At 64.1% G+C, this 16,468-nt stretch carries 14 protein-coding genes; 3 read left to right on the forward strand and 11 right to left on the reverse strand.

Annotated features, from left to right (window positions below; all coding sequences use genetic code 11):
* The 5 genes from moaC to modA form a co-directional block, all read right to left on the reverse strand.
* On the reverse strand, positions 1 to 411 hold a 411-nt coding region (gene moaC / locus ACO59D_RS09800), incomplete at its 3' end, for a cyclic pyranopterin monophosphate synthase MoaC (RefSeq protein ID WP_485126818.1).
* Between the two features lie 3 nt (positions 412 to 414).
* A complete protein-coding gene (gene moaA / locus ACO59D_RS09805) occupies positions 415 to 1,362 on the reverse strand; it encodes a GTP 3',8-cyclase MoaA (protein WP_485126819.1) in 948 nt (315 codons plus the stop codon).
* Positions 1,355 to 2,476: a sulfate/molybdate ABC transporter ATP-binding protein gene (locus ACO59D_RS09810; RefSeq protein WP_485126820.1), complete on the reverse strand. Its 1,122-nt coding sequence runs from the start codon at positions 2,474 to 2,476 to the stop codon at positions 1,355 to 1,357. The genes moaA and ACO59D_RS09810 overlap by 8 nt, the downstream gene beginning before the upstream one ends.
* The gene (modB, locus tag ACO59D_RS09815; protein WP_485126821.1) at positions 2,473 to 3,180 is read right to left on the reverse strand and encodes a molybdate ABC transporter permease subunit; all 708 of its coding nucleotides are present in this window, start codon (positions 3,178 to 3,180) and stop codon (positions 2,473 to 2,475) included. Before modB ends, ACO59D_RS09810 begins: the two co-directional genes overlap by 4 nt.
* The gene (gene modA, locus ACO59D_RS09820) at positions 3,167 to 4,054 is read right to left on the reverse strand and encodes a molybdate ABC transporter substrate-binding protein (RefSeq protein ID WP_485126822.1); all 888 of its coding nucleotides are present in this window, start codon (positions 4,052 to 4,054) and stop codon (positions 3,167 to 3,169) included. The genes modB and modA overlap by 14 nt, the downstream gene beginning before the upstream one ends.
* Positions 4,055 to 4,402: 348 nt before the next feature.
* Between modA and galE the strand changes: the two genes are divergently transcribed.
* From galE to ACO59D_RS09835, 3 genes are read left to right on the forward strand one after another with little or no spacing between them, the layout of a single operon-like run.
* Positions 4,403 to 5,458 carry a UDP-glucose 4-epimerase GalE gene (gene galE, locus ACO59D_RS09825; protein WP_130812771.1) on the forward strand — a complete coding sequence of 352 codons (1,056 nt, stop codon included), beginning with the start codon at positions 4,403 to 4,405 and terminating at the stop codon, positions 5,456 to 5,458.
* 2 nt (positions 5,459 to 5,460) lie between these two features.
* On the forward strand, positions 5,461 to 6,525 hold the full coding sequence (locus tag ACO59D_RS09830; protein WP_485126823.1) for a polyprenyl synthetase family protein: 1,065 nt from the start codon (positions 5,461 to 5,463) through the stop codon (positions 6,523 to 6,525).
* Positions 6,526 to 6,568: 43 nt separating this feature from the next.
* Positions 6,569 to 7,492 carry a peptidoglycan-binding domain-containing protein gene (locus ACO59D_RS09835; protein ID WP_130812769.1) on the forward strand — a complete coding sequence of 308 codons (924 nt, stop codon included), beginning with the start codon at positions 6,569 to 6,571 and terminating at the stop codon, positions 7,490 to 7,492.
* Between the two features lie 91 nt (positions 7,493 to 7,583).
* Here ACO59D_RS09835 and ACO59D_RS09840 read toward each other — a convergent pair whose 3' ends face one another.
* The 6 genes from ACO59D_RS09840 to ACO59D_RS09865 all read right to left on the reverse strand — a co-directional run bounded on the left by ACO59D_RS09840 (position 7,584) and on the right by ACO59D_RS09865 (position 16,101).
* Entirely contained in the window at positions 7,584 to 9,845 is a 2,262-nt protein-coding gene (locus ACO59D_RS09840; RefSeq protein ID WP_485126824.1) for a glycogen/starch/alpha-glucan phosphorylase, read from the reverse strand.
* Positions 9,846 to 9,918: 73 nt separating this feature from the next.
* Positions 9,919 to 11,427: a 4-alpha-glucanotransferase gene (gene malQ / locus ACO59D_RS09845; protein WP_485126825.1), complete on the reverse strand. Its 1,509-nt coding sequence runs from the start codon at positions 11,425 to 11,427 to the stop codon at positions 9,919 to 9,921.
* A 130-nt stretch (positions 11,428 to 11,557) separates the two neighbouring features.
* Positions 11,558 to 12,766 carry an ABC transporter ATP-binding protein gene (locus ACO59D_RS09850; RefSeq protein ID WP_485126826.1) on the reverse strand — a complete coding sequence of 403 codons (1,209 nt, stop codon included), beginning with the start codon at positions 12,764 to 12,766 and terminating at the stop codon, positions 11,558 to 11,560.
* A gap of 155 nt (positions 12,767 to 12,921) precedes the next feature.
* Positions 12,922 to 13,785: a carbohydrate ABC transporter permease gene (locus ACO59D_RS09855; RefSeq protein ID WP_485126827.1), complete on the reverse strand. Its 864-nt coding sequence runs from the start codon at positions 13,783 to 13,785 to the stop codon at positions 12,922 to 12,924.
* Entirely contained in the window at positions 13,785 to 14,687 is a 903-nt protein-coding gene (locus tag ACO59D_RS09860; RefSeq protein ID WP_485126828.1) for a carbohydrate ABC transporter permease, read from the reverse strand. Before ACO59D_RS09860 ends, ACO59D_RS09855 begins: the two co-directional genes overlap by 1 nt.
* Positions 14,688 to 14,778: 91 nt before the next feature.
* The gene (locus ACO59D_RS09865; RefSeq protein ID WP_485126829.1) at positions 14,779 to 16,101 is read right to left on the reverse strand and encodes an ABC transporter substrate-binding protein; all 1,323 of its coding nucleotides are present in this window, start codon (positions 16,099 to 16,101) and stop codon (positions 14,779 to 14,781) included.
* Between the last annotated feature and the right edge of the window lie 367 nt (positions 16,102 to 16,468).

Raw genomic sequence — 16,468 nt, forward strand, 5'->3', positions numbered from 1 at the left:
GGTGATGACCATGTCGCGCTGGTGCGCCTTGCACATGTCGTAGATCGTGAGACCCACGACCGAGGCAGCCGTGAGCGCCTCCATCTCGACGCCCGTCTCGCCGCAGCAGCGCGTGGTTGCCGTGAAGGCGATGCCGTCCTTCTCGTATGAGAACGACACGTCGGCACCCGTGAGCTGGATGGGGTGGCACATGGGTACCAGCTCCCAGCAGCGCTTTGCGGCCATGATACCTGCCACCTGCGCCACGGCGAGCACATCGCCCTTGTGGATGCCGCCCGCGCGCACCAGCTCCAGCGTGTCCGGACGCATGAGGACCTTGCCCGCTGCGCGGGCGACCCTCTGCGTCTTTGGCTTGGAGGACACGTCCACCATGCGGGCGCGTCCCTCCCCGTTGAAGTGCGTGAGCCCCATGGCTCAGCCCCCTATCTCGTTCATGGGCCGTGCGGAGTCGCTCGCACGACCGTCGTCCATCCGGTGTCCCCGAGGCTTTGACGCGATGCCGCCTCGCATGGCCTCAACCAGCCCCTGGCCGGTAAGCCCACGCAGGCTGACCTCGACCGAGGAGTGAAGGCACGGCTTTAGGCGACCGTCCGCCGTCACGCGAATGCGGTCACAGCTCGAGCAGAACCTGTGCGTCATGGGCCGTATGAGCCCAACGCTACCACGCCAGCCGGGGGCATGGTACAGCTCCGAGACGCCCTCTTTCCCAACGGGGGCAAGCTCGGGCACGGCGTCTAATACCGCATCGGCAGAGACGAAGCGCCCCTTGGGCCACCGGGCGCACTCCCCCATGCGCATGAGCTCGATGAAGCGCACCGTGAGGTCGTGGTCGCACGCGAGAAGCGCCATGGTACGAAGCTCGTCGTCGTTCACGCCGCCCACGAGCACGCAGTTGACCTTGGTGTTCGAGAAGCCCGCGTCGTGCGCGGCCTCGAGCCCCGCAAGCGCGTCCGCAAGCGAGCCGCGCCGCGTGATGCGCGTGTAACGCTCGGCATTCAGCGTGTCGAGGCTCACGTTGAGACGGGAGAGCCCCGCAGCCCGCAGGTCTTTCGCCACGGGTGCAAGAAGCGTGGCGTTGGTGGTCATGTCCACCTCTTCGATGCCGGGGACAGAGGAGACCATGCCCACGAGGTCCACGATGCCGCGCCTCGCCAGAGGCTCGCCACCCGTAAGGCGCACCTTTTGCACGCCCAGGGACGCCGCCGCGGCAACGATGCCGCGCATCTCCTCGAACGAGAGGATGTCGGCATGCGACAGCATGGGCACGCCATGCTCGGGCATGCAGTAGATGCAGCGGCAGTTGCAGCGGTCCGTTACAGAGAGACGCAGATAGCGTATGTCACGGCCAAGGTCGTCATGCATGAGGCGCGTCCTCCGTGGCGGCCTTGGCGTTGCCGGCCTCCTGCGAAGCGCCCCCGGAGACGAGCGGCATGACCTTCTCGGGAGCAATGCCCAGCGTGACCTGGGTCGGGTTTTCGAGACTGGCCCATGCGTCCTTGTCGCACTCATAGCGCAGCAGCGCGCCCGCAGGGGTCCTTGCCATCACGATGGTCGAGAACGTGGAGTCAATCACGCGGTCCACCTCGCAGGGAATTGCGTTTGGCCCGGGGTGCAGGCCCGGCGTGATGGTGAAGTAGTGCGCACGGATCCCCACGTGCGAGACGTCCTTGGGGCACGGCATCGACGTAGCAAGCGTGACACCCCAGTCGTCGCAGACAAGCGCGCCGGCCTCGCCCGCCACGCGCGCACGGCTCACGTTCTTGCAGCCGCTGATCAGAGCCGCCGCCACGCTGGAGGGGGCATCGAAGAGCGAGTGCACGCCCACCTTGGCGTCAGAGCGGCCGCGGTCCAGCACGCAGACCGTATCGCACATGCGGTAGACCTCGTCGCGATTGTGAGAGACGTACACCGCACCGCCCGGGAACCCACGCAGGACGTCTGCCAGCTCAAGCTCAAGCTGCCAGCGCAGATAGCCGTCAAGCGCCGAGAAGGGCTCGTCCAAGAGGATGAGCTCTGGGTCGCTCGCAAGGATGCGTGCCATGGCGCAGCGCTGCTGCTGCCCGCCAGAGAGCTCGCGCGGGCGATGGCGCTCGAGGCCATCCAGGCGCATGGCCGCCATCTCGCGCCTCGCGCGAGCAAGGCGCTCCTCCCTCGTGGCGCCAAAGGCACCGGAGAGCACGTTCTGCTCGACCGTCATGGTTGGGAAGAGGGCGTAGCTCTGGAAGAGGTAGCCCACGTGGCGCCTCTGCGGTGGGAGGTCTACCTTTGCCTCGCTGTCAAAGAGCGTGCGCCCACCCAGCACGATGCGGCCGGCGTCGGGCCGCTCGACGCCCGCAATGCACTTGAGCGTCATGGACTTGCCACAGCCCGATGGCCCCAGAAGGGCCATGATCTCTTCCGGGCGCTCCAGGGAGAACGAGACGCCCAGCGTAAAGCCACGCAGGCGCTTCTCGATGTCGACTTCCAAGACCGTCATGATGCCGCCCCCGCTCGCGCCGCGCCCGAGCGCTGGCGACCCTCAAAGAGGTTGAGGACGAGCAGCACCACGGCGCTTATCGCAAGGTTCACAAGAACCCACTGGAAGGCCTGCGCGTCATCGCCCGTGCGCCACAGCTGGTAGACCGTCGTGGAGATGGTGGCCGTAGACCCTGGCGTGTAGCCGGCGATCATGGAGGTGGCGCCATACTCGCCCAGTGCGCGGGCGAAGGCCAGAACGGAGCCAGCGATGACCCCCTGCCTGCAGCAAGGCATCTTAACCCGCCAGAACACCCAGGCATTCGACCTGCCCAGCGTGCGCGCAGCGCTGGCGAGGCTCTGGTCAAAGCTCTCGAAGGCGCCACGCGCCGTGCGGTACATGAGCGGGAAGCTCACGACCACGGTGGCGAAGATGGCCGAGTACCACGTCATGGTGAGCTTGACGCCAAAGGCGGAGAGCATCCAGGCGCCCACAGGACGCCTGGGACCGAGAAGCACCAGCAGCATGTATCCCACGACGGTGGGCGGCAGCACCAGGGGAAGGGTGAGGACGACGTCGAGCACGCCCTTCACCACGCGGTGGGCATGGGCCACCACATCTGCGAGCCACACGCCGAGGAGAAACACCACCACTGTCGAGACGGTGGCAATCCTCAGCGAGTTAAGGAGTGGGTACCAGTCCATGGCAAGACTATGCCTCGGCAAGCGGCGTGAAGCCGACCTTCTCGAAGCAATCGCTTGCGTCCTTCGTCCTGAGGAAGTCGAGGAAGGACTTGGCAAGCTCGGGCTCGAGCGCAGACTTCGTGGCTGCCGCGGGATAGACCACGCGGCCGCACATCTCCTCGGTGGCCTCGTCGACCATCGTGAGGCTGGCGGAGGTGGCATCGGTCTTGTAGATGACGCCGCAGTCGACGGTGGCCTCGGACACCTGCGAGGTGACCTCCTTCACGTTGCTGCCGTAGGTGATGCAGCCGGCGTTGGCGAGCTCCGTCTCGTCGAGGTTGTAGTACGCAAGGATCTTCTGGGTGTACTGGCCCACGGGGACATCGGAGTTGCCCATGCAGAGAAGGACGTCGTGTGCCTGGAGCTTGGATGCCATGTCATCGAAGTTCTGGACGGCCTTGGGGTTGCCATCGGGCACGCAGAGCGTGACCTTGTTCTCGAGGATGTCGAAGCGGGTGGCGTGGTCGATGCAGTCGAGGCCGTCGTCGTTGCCGGATGCGGCCTGGGCATCGAGCTGGTTCATCTGCTTCTGGCCTGCAGAGATGAAGACGTCGCAGTCTGCGCCCTCCTGAATCTGCTTCTTGAGGGTGCCCGAGGAATCAAAGTTGAAGCTGATGTCTACGCCATCGTTGGCGGCCTTGAAGAGGTCGCCGGCCTCGGTGAGCGACTCGGTGAGCGATGCGGCAGCAAAGACGGTGAGCGTCCTTGCCTCTGCCGCAGACGTCGTATCCGCGGTGGCCGAGCTGGCCGACTGAGCGGTCTGCGATTGCGTGCCTCCGCATGCCGCCAGCCCGAGGCCTGCCGCAGCAACTGCCACCGACACAAACGAACGCCTGGTAACGCTTGTTCCTGCCATGGTACTTTCCTTTCCCTGGGTGTGATGCCTGCCTGGGGCGCATCTCTGGAGCGATGCTTTTCACGTGCCGCCCATGTGGTGCCTGTGGACTTCGCCGCCGAGGATGTGAAGCCTGTCCAACGACGGCGTTCTTGCTTACAGACTATAACGCTATGCAAACAAAAAGTTTGGGAAAGGTGGCAGGCGGAGAAGTTGCGACGCGGACGGTAGGGCTGTGGCGGGGCAGGATGGACGACGAGCCCCCAAGCCACCTGGCAAACCCAACGATGTGCACACATCGGCAACGTATACTGTCTTCTTGGCTTATTCGCCGCGAGGTACCTTGGCACAAGACCCGAAAGGAAACCCATGAGCGAGGCAAAAGACCCCCAGGACACCTGCGTGCTCGTCACCGGCGGCGCGGGCTTCATTGGAAGCCACACCGTGGTCGAGCTTTTGCAGGACGGCTACAAGGTGGTCGTCGTCGACGATCTCTCCAATGCGTCCGAGAGGGTCATCGACCGCATCAAGACCATCGTGGGTGACGCGGCGGCCGCCCGCCTCACCTTCTACCGCACCGACGTCAACGACCGCGAGGCCATGAGCGCGGTCTTCGACGGGGACCACATCGACCGTGTGATTCACTTCGCTGGCTTCAAGGCCGTGGGCGAGTCTGTAAGCAAGCCCATCGAGTACTACGCCAACAACCTTGGCAACACGCTCACCCTCGTCGACGTGATGCGCAACCATGGCTGCAAGGACATCATCTTCTCCAGCTCCGCCACGGTCTACGGTGACCCGGACAGCCTCCCGCTTACCGAGGAGAGCCCCAAGAAGCCCGCAACCAACCCGTACGGCTGGACCAAGTGGATGATCGAGCAGGTCCTGACCGACCTCCACACCGCAGACCCCGCGTGGAACGTCGTGCTGCTCCGCTACTTCAACCCCATTGGCGCGCATCCCTCGGGACTCATGGGCGAGGACCCCAAGGGCATTCCCAACAACCTCTTGCCCTACGTCGCACAGGTGGCCATTGGCAAGCGCGCGTGCGTACACGTCTTTGGCAACGACTACGACACGCCCGACGGTACCGGCGTGCGTGACTACATCCACGTATGCGACCTCGCAACCGGCCACGCTGCGGCCCTCAACTGGATGAATGGCCGCACCGGCGTCGAGATCTTCAACCTCGGCACCGGCAGGGGCACCTCGGTCCTCGAGATCATCAAGGCCTTCTCGCTCGCCTGCGGCAAGGACCTCCCCTACCAGATTGACCCGCGCCGCCCCGGCGATGTGGACGCCAACTACGCCGACTGCTCTAAGGCCAAGCGCGAGATGGGCTGGGTGGCCAAGTACGACATCGGCGACATGTGCCGTGACTCCTGGAACTGGCAGTCCAAGAACCCCAACGGCTACGAGGGCTAGCAATGGCAACACGCGGCACCACGACCGCCGGCGACGGGGGCGGGCTCTTTGCCGCCTGGCTCACCGAGCGCCGGCCTCGCATCGAGGACTACATCTCCGCACACCTGCCCCAGCCCATCGCAGGACAGGGTGCGGAGCAAGACCTCTCCCGCTACCTCTATGCCCCGCTCGCGCGCTTCACGCGCTCGGGCGGCAAGCGCACTCGCCCCGCGCTGGTGCTGCTCGGCTGCGAGGCTGTGGGAGGGGACGCCTCGCGTGCCCTCGCGGCAGCCGCGGCCATCGAGGACTTCCAGTCTGCCGCCCTCATCCATGACGACATTGCCGATGAGGGCGAGGTGCGCCGCGGCCAGCCCTGCACATACCGCGCCGAGGGCACGGGCATCGCCATCAACGTGGGCGACCTCGCGCTTGTCGAGGTCGTCGGCAAGGTTGTGGCAGACCCCGCCCTTGATGACGCATGCCGCCTGCGCGTAGTGCGCGAGCTGGTCGAGATGGAGCGCCGCACGCTCGAGGGCCAGGCGCTCGACTTGGGCTGGGTCCGCGACGGGCGCTGGGACGTATCCGTCGCAGACTACCTGTGCATGGCCACACGCAAGACCGCGTTCTACTCGGCGGCAACGCCGCTTGCCATGGGCGCCATCTGCGGCGGGGGCACCCAAGAGCAGACGGACGCCTTGAGGGCCTTTGGCATGGACGCGGGCCTCGCCTTCCAGCTGCAGGATGACCTGCTCAACCTTGTTGGCAGCGCCGAGGCACAGGGCAAGGACTTCAGGAGCGACATCACCGAGGGCAAGCGCACCATGGCCGTGTGCTGGGCACTCGAGCACCTGTCGGGGGCCGAGAGGGGCGAGCTTCTCGGCATCCTCTCGTCGCATGCCACAGATACGCGGGCGCTTGCCCGTGCCGTCAGGCTCATGGAGGGGGCAGGGGCCATCGATGCCGTGCAGGATCGCGCACGCGCCCTCGCGGGCAGCGCGCAGGGGCGCCTCGAGGGCGTCGAGCTTGCCGGAGACACGCGCGCGGTCCTCGATTCTATGGCAGACTTCTTTGTGGAGCGCAGGGGCTAGCCGGATGACGCCTTGCGCCCGCGATATCGGGGGGAACTAGGGTATGGAACCTATTCGCGAGGGCGCGTCAGGCGCCGCTGTGGAGGACATCCAGGAGCGCCTGGGGTCGCTGGGATACAAGATCGACAGGGCAGAGACTGACGAGAAGGCCTTTGGCCGCTCGACTGCCACCGCCGTTGCGCGCTTCCGGCTTGACCACGGCCTCCAGCTGGGCGAGGCAATCGATACGGCTACGTGGGCGGCGCTTGTGGACGAGTGCTACCAGATCGGTGACCGCACCCTCTACCTGCGTCTCCCCAACTTCCACGGCAACGACGTGCATCAGCTCCAGGAGCGCCTCAACGTGCTTGGCTTCTCCTGCGGCGCGGTGGATGGACAATACGGCGCCCACACCGAAGCCGCAGTCAAGCAGTTCCAGGAGAGCGTAGGGCTCTTGGCAGACGGCATGGCCTTCCCCGACACCTTTGACGCCATCGACCGCCTGAGGCATGTATGGGGCGGAAACCCTGCGGTGGGACCGCACCCACAGGGCGGCATGGGCTTTGCCCGCGCAGCCGGCGTGCTCGAAGTCGTCAAGCTCTGCATCACCGGCGAGGACCCCATCTCGAGAAACGTCGCGGGTCGCATCTGGAACCTGGCAAGTGCCACAACCGATGCCTCGGGCCTTGAGCTTGTCGACTCCTCGGCCCCTGCCGCCTGCAAGGGGGCCCAGGCCGTACTCGTTCTCTCGGCCGCACCCCTGCCAGACGGCTCCACCACCTCAAACGTGATCATGGACGACGTCGATACGCTCCCCTTGCGCCTGCGCACCGCCGTCGAGAGCTCGCGCGAGGACGTGCCCGTGGTACGCATCGAGCTGCCCGTGGGCCCCAACTTCGAGGGCACCTTCACGACGAGCGACGCCCAGACCTACGCCGTCTTGATGCTCGACGCCATCTGTGCCGCGTTTGAGGGCATCCAGCTGTGAAAGGGCACCGCGACGTATCACAGGATGGGCCCCGAAGCGGCGATGCTTCGGGGCCCTTCGCTTACCGGCTGGCTGCCTGAGGCCGCGCGTCCTACAGGTGCCAGATGTCCTCGTCGTATTGGCGAATCGTGCGGTCGGACGAGAACACGCCGGACTTGGCGATGTTCATCAGCGACTTCCTGCGCCAGGCACCACGGTCCTCGTAGTCGGTGAGCATCTGCTCCTTCCTCTGGATGTACTCCTCGATGTCGAGCAGCGCCATGAACCAGTCCTTCCACGCCATGTCGTCGTGCAGGCGCCTCAGGCGCTCGGCGTTGCCCAGTGCGAGGAACGCCGGGTTGGCGATGAAGTCGACCAGAAGCTTCACGCCCGGGCGCAGGTAGTGCGCATGCGCGTCGTAGGCGCGCTCGGCATACAGGCGCTCGACCTCCTTGGAGGAGGCGCCAAAGGTGTAGATGTTCTCGTCTCCCACAAGGTCTGCGATCTCGACGTTGGCACCATCGAGCGTGCAGAGGGTCACGGCACCGTTGAGCATGAACTTCATGTTCGAGGTACCCGAGGCCTCCTTGGAGGCAAGCGAGATCTGCTCGGAGATGTCCGCGGCGGGAATCACACGCTCGGCAGCGCTCACGTTGTAGTTCTCGATCATGACCACCTGAAGGTGCGGCGAGACGACCGGGTCTGCCGCAATCCAACGGGAAAGCAGCAAGATGAGGTGGATGATGTCCTGCGCGATCGTGTAGGCGGGCGCAGCCTTGCCGCCGAAGACGATGGTGAGCGGACGCGCGGGGACGTTTCCGTTCTTGATGTCGAGGTACTTCCAGATGATGTAGAGCGCGAGCATCTGCTGGCGCTTGTACTCATGGATGCGCTTCACCTGCACGTCGATGATGGCGTTCTCGGGGATGCTCACGCCCTGCGTCTGCATGAGAAACTCGCGCATACCGGCCTTGGCCTCGGCCTTCGCGTCGTCCAGGCGCGCAAGCACCGCCTCGTCGTCCGTGAAGTCGAGAAGCCCGGAGAGGTCGCAGGTGTTGCGCCAGCCCGTGCCCAGGACGTCGTCGAGCACGCCCGAGAGGGCCGGGTTTGCATCCATGATCCAGCGACGGAAGGTGATGCCATTGGTCTTGTTGGAGAACTTCTCGGGATACAGCTCATAGAAGGGGTGAAGCTCGGTGTCCTCGAGGATCTTGGTGTGCAGCGCCGCCACGCCGTTGATCGAGAAGCCGTAGTGGATGGCCATGTGGGCCATGTGCACCAAGCCATCGCATACGATGGCCACGGCGTCATTGTCGCCATGCTCGGCACGCTCGAGCTCGTCGAGCTTGACCACGATCTGCGCGATACGCGGGGCCACGGTCTCAAGGCTCGCGAGCGGCCACTTCTCGAGCGCCTCGGCGAGGATGGTGTGGTTGGTGTAGGCAACCATGCGACGCACGACCGAGACGGCCTCGTCAAGCTCGAAGCCGTGAACGTCTACGAGCAGGCGCACCAACTCGGGAATGACCATCGAGGGGTGCGTGTCGTTGATCTGCACCACGGCGTAGTCGGGCAGGTCATGCAGGTTGGAGCCGCGCGCGACGGCCTCATCGAGGATGAGCTGGGCCGCGTTGGAGACCATGAAGTACTCCTGGTACACGCGGAGCAGCCGACCGGCGTCATCGGAGTCGTCGGGATAGAGGAAGAGCGTGAGGTTCTTGGCCAGCCCCCCCTTGTCAAAGTCAATCGAGTTCACCGGTACCAGGGAGTCGTCAACGCCCTCGAGGTCGAAGAGGCGGAGCCTGTTCTTGGTGGTGCGCCCATAGCCCAAGACGTCAATGTCGTAGAGGCGAGACTTTACGGCGAAGCCGCCGAACTCCACGGTATAGGCCCTCTCGTCTCTCGCGAGCCAGCCCTGTCGGTCCAGCCAGCCATCGGGCTCCGCTGCCTGTTGCAGGTCGACAAAGTGCTGGCGGAAGAGGCCGTAGTGGTAGTTCAGGCCCACGCCGTCGCCGGGGAGGCCCAGCGTGGCGATGGAGTCCAGGAAGCATGCGGCGAGACGACCCAGGCCTCCGTTGCCCAGGGACGGCTCAACCTCGCACTCCTCCACGGCACCCAGATCGTGGCCAGCAGCGGCCAGCTGGGACTTGACCTCGTCGTACACGCCCAGCTCGATGAGGTTGTTGGTGAGCAGACGGCCGATAAGGAACTCGGCGGAGAGGTAGTACAGGCGGCGCTTGCCCTCGTTGAGCGGCATGGTCGCCGTATGCTCGCGAACGAGGCCCTCGAGCATGGTGCAGATGGTGGAGTCGTCGAGCTCGGAGAGCGGACGACCATACTTTTCCTGGGAGCGTGCCTCAAGATCGGTCTTCATGCGATGCGATACCTCCAAATGTCGCGTTGACATGGCAGGACGGGCGACGGTTGCGCAGCGCAACCGTGCTTCCCTATTCGGGAAGCTCGAGCCCCTTCGCGCCGGGGACCCGGTAGTAGGTGGTGGTCAGGTCGGAGAGCTCTGCCTCGACCTCGGGCGTCACGGCATCCGCAAGCATGCGCCAGCGCCAGTTCTTCCCAACGGTCGAGGGTGTGTTGATGCGGGCGGAGTTGTCCAGCCCCAGAAGGTCCTGCATGCGGAAGATGCAGGTGTCGCTCACCGAGGCGGCAATGGCGCGGTTGCAACCCTGTGCCACGGTCTCTCCCGGCGCAAGGGCGAGGTAGCGGGCGGCCTTCTCGCGGGCGTTGGGCGTTGCCGTGTCCTTGAGCCAGCCCATGGCCGTCTCGTTGTCGTGCGTTCCCACATAGGCAACGGTGTTGGCAACATAGCGGTGCGGGAGGTCAAGCGAGTCCCCCTCGGCATCAAGGCCAAACTGGAGGATCCTCATGCCAGGAAAGCCCGTGTGCTCGCGCATGGCAATGACCTCGGACGTCATGAAGCCCAGGTCCTCCGCGATGATGGGAAGCTTGCCCAGCTGCTCGGCCACGGCATCAAAGACATCGCTGCCAGGGCCTTTGGCCCAGCGGCCAAAGCTCGAGTCTGGTGCGCCAAAGGGCACAGACCAGTAGGACTCAAAGCCGCGGAAGTGGTCGATGCGCAGGATGTCATAGAGCTTGAGGTTCGCACGCAGGCGCTCGAGCCACCAGCTGTAGCCATCCTCAGCCATGCCAGCCCAGTCGTAGATGGGGTTACCCCAGTACTGGCCGGTGGAAGAGAACTGGTCGGGCGGCGTGCCGGCAACGCAGGTGGGGTTGCCGGTCGCGTCCACGCGGAAGAGCTCTGGCGTGGCCCACATCTCGACCGAGTCGCGGGACACGTAGATGGGGATGTCACCCACGATAAGGACGCCACGCTTGTTGGCGTAATCCTTCAGGCCCTTCCAGTGGTGGTAGAAGAGGTACTGCGTCATCTCGTGGTAGCGCATGCGCTCGGGACGCTCGGCGCAGAGCTCCGCGCTCGCCCTGCCACGCCTGCGGTACTCGCGCGGCCACTCGTAGTAGGCCTTGAGGCCAAACTCCTCCTTGGTGGTCATGAACTCGCAGTAGGGCTTAAGCCAGGGGTCGTTCGCCTCGCGGAAGGCATCGAAGCCTGCGGGAGGCGCTGCCGAGAAGCTCGGGAGCGCGCGCTCGAGCAGGGCACGGTGGCCACGGAAGAGGGTCCCGTAGTCAACGTCTTCCGGGTTGTCGCCAAAGGGCAGAACGACAAGGTCCTTCTCGCAGAGGTAGCCCAGGCGCACCAGGTCCTCGACGTCTATGAAGTACGGATTCCCCGCAAAAGCGGAGAATGACTGGTAGGGCGAGTCTCCAAAGCTCGTGGTGGTGAGGGGCAGCACCTGCCAGTAGCGCTGGTGGGTACGAGCCAGGAAGTCGACGAAGTCGTACGCCTCTCGGCCAAAGGTGCCAATGCCCACGATGCCCGGAAGCGACGAGACGGGCATGAGCACGCCGCTTGCTCTCTCCATGTGTGGCCTCCTTCTCTCTTGCGCACATACGCACGCCGTCACCTTGGGCACTCCCGCAAAAGGGCCCCGACCCGTCCGAGAAAAGCGGGCCGGGGCCGCATCAAGCCGATGTCGCGGGAGGGAGGGAAGGCTACGGCTTGATGATGTTCTTGCCGGACGTCTTGTCAAAGAAGTGGACCGCGTTCGGCTCGAACTTGAAGGAGATGGGTGCGCCGTCGGCGAAGGACCTGCCAAGGGCGCCGTCGAAATCGATGGTGGGGATGACCAGGACGAAGTCATATCCCTTGACGCTGGCGTGCACATGGACCGTAGAGCCCATGAGCTCGGAGACGTCGATGGTGCCGGAGATGGTGCCGGGCTCGCCTGCGCTGGCGAGCTGGATCTGTTCGGGGCGCACGCCCGCGGTGACATCGGCAGAGGTGATGCCAGCAGCAGCGAGGGCCTTGCCCGTCTCGCGCGAGACGGCAATCTGGGTGTCCAGCGCGTGCAGGACGCAGCCCGAGGCGGTCTTCTCGAGACGGCCGTCGAAGAAGTTCATCTGCGGGACGCCGATGAAGCCGGCCACGAAGAGGTTGGCCGGCTCGTTGAAGACCTCCTGTGGGGTGCCGACCTGCTGGACCACGCCGTCCTTCATGATCACGATGCGGTCGCCCAGGGTCATGGCCTCGGTCTGGTCGTGCGTGACGTAGATGAAGGTCGCGTTGATGCGCTTGCGGAGCTTGATGATCTCGGCACGCATCTGGTTCCTGAGCTTGGCGTCCAGGTTCGAGAGGGGCTCGTCCATGAGGAGCACCTTGGGGTCGCGCACGATGGCGCGGCCGATGGCCACGCGCTGGCGCTGGCCGCCGGAGAGGGCCTTGGGCTTGCGGTCGAGGTACTGGGTGATGCCCAGCGTCTCTGCCGCCTGGCGGACCTTCTGGTCGATCTGGTCCTGCGGGACCTTGCGGAGCTTCAGGGGGAAGGCCATGTTGTCGTACACGGTCATGTGGGGGTAGAGGGCATAGCTCTGGAAGACCATGGCGATGTCGCGGTCCTTGGGGGCCACCTCGTTCATGACCTTGCCGTCGATGGTGAGCTCGCCGCCGGAGATGCTCTCGAGGCCGGCGACCATGCGCAGCGTCGTGGACTTGCCGCAGCCGGAGGGGCCGACGAGGACGACGAACTCGCGGTCTGTGATGTCGAGGTTGAAGTCCTCGACCGCCACGACGCCCTCGTCGGTAACCTTGAGGTTGCTCTTTTTCTTCTCGGGCTCTGGGCCCCTCTTGCCGAGGCGACGCTTCGCGGTCTTCTCGATGTTCGGATAGATCTTTGTGATGTGCTTCAGGCTGACTTCTGCCATGGCTCTCGGATTCCTTCCGTAGGTCGCAGCCGGGGCCCGCGCCCCCGTATCGGGCTGCATGTCTTCAAGGAGGTCCCCCCCTTCGCGGGGCCGCGTTGACCCCGCAAAGGGGGTGGGAAAGAGGGGACAAACTCAGACGAGCATGGGCCTTTGGCCTAACCCTTGACGGCGCCGGCCGCAACACCCTTGATGATGTACTTCTGGCAGGCGAGGTAGAACACGATGACGGGGATGATGGCCATGAGGATGATCGCCATGGTCGCACCGAGGTCGACCGTTCCGTAGCTGCCCTTGAGGTACTGGATCTGGATGGGGATGGTGCGGTACTTGTTGATGTCCAGAACCAGGTACGGAAGGAGGTAGTCGTTCCAGACCCACATGATCTCGAGGATGCCGACGGAGATGAGCGTGGGCTTGAGCATGGGAAGCACCACCAGGAAGAAGGTGCGCACCGGGCCACAGCCGTCGATTGCGGCAGCCTCCTCGATCTCCAGCGGGATGGACTTCACGAAGCCGACGAACATGAAGATTGCGAGGCCAGCGCCAAAGCCCAGGTAGACGATGGGTATGGTGAAGGGCGTGTTGAGCTCCAGCGTATCGGCCGTTTTGGACAGCGTGAACATGACCATCTGGAAGGGCACGACCATCGAGAAGATGCAGAGCGTGTAGATGACCTTGCAGAACCTGGAGTTCACACGGGCGATGTACCAGGCCGCCATGGAGCAGCAGATGAGGATCAGCGCGGTGGAGAGCACGGTGATGAGGGCGCTGTAGCCAAACGCGCTCCAGAACGGATAGTTGCCGAAGGTCATGCCGGTGACGAAGTTGGACCACCCGGCAAAGCTCTCCTCGGTGGGCAGGGCAAAGGTCTCGGTCTTGACGAAGGTGTTCAGCTTGAAGGAGTTGATCGCCACGCACACGACCGGCAGGACCCAGATGACGCAGATGATGGCGAACACGACGGCCAAGGTCTTCTTGTGACGCGCCTCGGATGCGAGCGTCTGTGGCTGGTTTGCCATTACTGCTGCACCTCCCTCTTACGGGTGTACGAGAGCTGCGCGAGCCCCATGGCTGCCACAAGGACGAAGAATATGACTGCCTTCGCCTGGGCCACGCCGCGCGACGCACCGGTACCCGAGTAGAACGTGTTGTAGATGTTCAGGGCCATCATCTCGGTTGTATTGATGGTCGTGCCATCGGCAAGCTGCTGGTATGGCAGGCCACCCGTAAGCGCGAGGTTCTGGTCGAAGAGCTTGAAGCCGTTGGTGAGGGAGAGGAACGTGCAGATGGTGATCGAGGGCATCACGTTGGGGATGATTACCTTGAAGAGCGTCTGCGCCTTGGTCGCACCGTCGATCTTGGCGGCCTCGATCATGTCCTCGGGGACGGCCTGGATGCCGGCGATGTAGATGATCATCATGTAGCCGATCTGCTGCCAGCACATGAGGATGATGAGGCCCCAGAAGCCATACCTCGTCTCAAGGACCACCGACGTCCCGTACTGCTGCAGGATGCCGTCGAAGATCATCGACCAGATATAGCCAAGCACGATCCCGCCGATGAGGTTGGGCGCAAAGAACACCGTGCGGAAGACGTTTGAGCCCTTGATGCCCTGCGTGAGCGCGTAGGCAATGGCGAACGCGACCACGTTGATGAGGACGAGGCACACGACCGCCGTGAGTGCCGTGTACCAGAAGGAGTGCTGGAAGGACTCGTCCGAGAACGCGGATGCGTAGTTGGAGAGGCCGATGAACTGTGCGCTCGAGATGGTCCTGAATTTGCAGAAGGAAAGATAGATGCCCTGGAGGAACGGCCAGACGAAGCCAATGCAGAACGCGGCCGTCACGGGCAGGAGGAAGAGCCACCAGAAGTGTCTGGCTGACGATATCTGGGAGCTCCGCTTTAAGGCTTTGCTTTTCATGCTTCTCCACTCCCGCGTGAGAAAAGAAACGGGGGACCAGGCGCCGCGATCACACCCGGCCCCGTGTGCCTGTCAGGGGTCGGACGGGGCTCTAGGCGTTCTCAACCTTGTAGTTCTGGGCCCAGCCGTCGACAAACGCGGTCGCGAAGGTGCCCCAGTTGGCGTCAGACTGGTCGGCCGTGTAGGCGTTGAGGGCAGACACGAGGGCCTTGCGGTACTGGTCGACGTTGGGCTGGTAGTTCGTAGCCCAGTCCATGGTGTAGTTGCCAGCCTTGGTGAGCTCCTCGGCCTTGTTGAGGTAGCCGTTGTCGCCCTTGGCGGCGTTGGTGTAGGGGAGGACACCCAGCTGCGCGACCATTTCCTTGGAGGCCTCGGGGTCGGTGACGAGCCAGAGCCAGAAGTCCATGGTGGCCTTCTTGTCCTCGTCGGAGGCTGCGTCGCTGATGGCGAGGCGGTTCTCGGTGCCGCTGTTGAGGCCGGCCTTCTCCTCGCCGGAGACGCCGCAGTAGTACGGGATCATCGTGGTGTTCTTCTGGGCAGCGGCGATGGTGGCGTAGTCCCAGGAGCCGGTGAAGAAGAATGCGGCCTTGCCGCTGGTGAACTCGGTCGAGGGATCGTGGCCGCCGGTGGAGAGGGTCGAGGGGTCCTCAGCGGAGTTGTTGATGGCCAGGTCGAAGATGTTCTTGTAGTTGGGGAGGTAGGTGCCCTTGATGGCAGCGGGGGTCTCGGTCCAGCCGCCGGCGTCCTTCTCCTCGTAGTAGTACTCGAGGTTGGCGAGGTGGCCAGTCACGCGCCAAGACGAGGAGTCGTCGAGGTCGGTGGCCGCGAAGGCGTCGAAGCCGAGGGTGGAGGCGTTCTTGTGGATGTCCTCGGCGACGGTCTTCAGGGAGTCGAAGTCCTTGATGTCGTCCACGCTGTGGCCGGCCTTCTCGACCAGGTCAGAGTTGACGGCGATACCGTAGGACTCGTAGCAGAGGCCAGCGCAGACAAGGCGGCCCTGGTCATCCTTGTAGGTGTACTCGTCGGTGGAGAGGGCCTTCTCGATGTCGGTGCCGGAGAGGTCCATGGCGTTGGGGCCCCACTCCTTGACGCCGGCGGTGGTGCCGATGTTGAAGAGCGTGGGGGCGTCCGTCTTGTCCATCTCGGAGGTGAGCGTCTGCTCGTAGGTGCCGGACGCGGCGGTCTGGACCTTCACCTTGACGTTGGGGTACTTCTCCATGTAGCTCTTGGCAAGCTTCTGGGCGGCGTCGTCCAGCTCGGGCTTGAAGTTGAGCCAGTAGACGCTGCCGGAGCGGTCTTCGCTGCTCGAGCTGCTGGTGGTGGAGCTGGGGCTGCCACCACAGCCGGCGAGGCCAAGGACGGCCGCCGACGCCGCACCGAGCGTGATGAACTGCTTCCTCGAAATGTTCCCCATCGTGATCCTCCCGTTGCTTTCTTCTCGAACGACGCCCTCCGTCGCTCTCGCATATCGCGGAGCCGCTACACGAACTCGCCCAGGTAACGACCCGTTTCCTGTGCATGACGATAGCGTGACAGAAATCTTGTTCAAACAAGTTTTGACTGAACGGTACCTATTTCGTGGTGAACGGTAGACACGTGTAAGTGGATAACATCTTTTTTGCAGGTAGACTGCCGTCTGTTTCTGTGGCTTCACCAGTCACTCGTCCAAACATCCTTTGAGAGCTTTAGGATGTCGGGTATCGCGTGTGGCCTGCTTGCGCTCCGCACGCATCCCGTTGCAATCGTGCCCGAGCGGGCCAGCAGTTCGTCATCGAGGAGAG

It is taken from the genome of Tractidigestivibacter sp. (genome assembly GCF_057241865.1).